This window comes from Algibacter sp., assembly GCF_049667265.1.
GTDB lineage: Bacteria > Bacteroidota > Bacteroidia > Flavobacteriales > Flavobacteriaceae > Algibacter_B.
Genome location: NZ_JBATHX010000445.1, coordinates 1 through 1,596 on the forward strand (window position 1 = coordinate 1; position 1,596 = coordinate 1,596).

A 1,596-nucleotide genomic window follows, 5' to 3' on the forward strand; every position below is an offset into this window, starting at 1 on the left:
TCGTCATACAACTTCACGCCTCTTGTTCCACCATTTCCACTACTTGTAGACCCGGGTTGTTCATCTAAAGAACCTGCCATGCCAAGATATTTAATTTCCAAAGCATCTTCCAATGCAGAGTTATTCCATATTGCATTATAAGGACTAGATGAAGTTGCTCCACTAGACATTGCTTCAGCATCATAAATTACTGTACTAGGTGGTGTCATATCCCAAGCATCTGCATTATCTGAATCATTTCTAGTCCATGTTGGATTAGCAGTAACATCAGCCGAGGTTACAGTAAACAGATCACAAGTACCATTCAATACCAGTTCTTGACTCCATCCATAATTAAAACATAAACAGAATACCAAAAGAAGGTAAAATGCATTAGAATTTTGTTTTGTAAAAAGTAATTTTGTTTTCATAAATTTTAATTTAAAAAGTTAATATTTAGTTTTTTTCAAACAAAAGCATGAGAGTATGTAGATTATTACTGGTTTTCCAAATTGGTTAACCAATCGAGGCGTCTCAAATATAATGATATTTTTTTAACGCACCTTATTTTTTAACATAAATATCAAAGGATTATCAAATTAACTCCTAATTTATTTCAAAAAAACAGTTACTAACAATGATTTAAGGCTTACTTTATTTATGAGAGATTCTAAAAATTAAATAGGTTTAGATTGTTCTAACCCATCCCAATAAATTTTGAATTTAATATAGTTTTTAAATACAAAAGCTATAAACAACAACAAAAAAGGGAGTATTGGCAATAAATGACGCACTCTTCCATCGAGTAATGAAAGTGCACCGATAAAAATTAATGCCATTAGCCCTATAAAACGAATTTCGAATGGTATACTCAAAGGTTTTCGAATTGCTAATAATATTGATAAAAGCAAAAATACCACTAAAAAAAGGTTAGGAAGTATATAGAAATAAGAAGAAGCTTTTTGGGGTGTATATGAATACGGATAATTGAAAAAGAGCCTAAGGGCACTAGAACCAGTATTTTCAATAAATTTGAGTGGATATTGATTAATATTCCTTATTGCTTGATCTTTATAAAGGCTATCCCGTTGCACCAATGAATAAGGCTCAAGACTTCGAATAAAATCGCCATGGTTTTTAATAAGCTCTGTATTATCATAATAATCTTCATCACGAAGGTCAAGAACCACATCCGAACTTATCCAATCGCCATATTCATTTGGAAATGGTGAAGATTTCCAATATAGAATCTCGCCACCGCCAGTTCCCCAATAAAATGCCTTTCCTGTAAGATTATAGTTGTGAATTAAAAACGGAACACAAATCAAAAATCCAATGACCAAAACCATCAGACTAACCCGAATTTTCTTTGATCTATTAAAAATATATACAAGTAGATAAAAAATAGCCACAGCAATAATAAGATACCCAAAAATAACCTTTGTTAATGCCAAAACCCCCAGAAAAATAGCGGAAAGCGTCACGTTAAAATATGTTTTATCGGTTGCCTTGTGAACTTTCAAAAAGTAATAAAGAAATCCGCAAATTAAAAACAACGAAAATGATTCAGAATACATAAAGACCATCCATTTTAGGGATGCCGGATATATTCCGAAC

The 1,596-nt window shown here is 31.8% G+C and carries 1 protein-coding gene and 1 pseudogene; both read right to left on the reverse strand.

The genetic code is table 11. From position 1 onward, the window contains the following. A pseudogene (locus WBN21_RS15440) lies at positions 1-410 on the reverse strand (hypothetical protein); the annotation flags it as partial. A gap of 246 nt (positions 411-656) precedes the next feature. Then, positions 657-1,596: hypothetical protein (locus WBN21_RS15445; RefSeq protein WP_424201845.1), on the reverse strand; the 940-nt coding region annotated here is incomplete at its 5' end.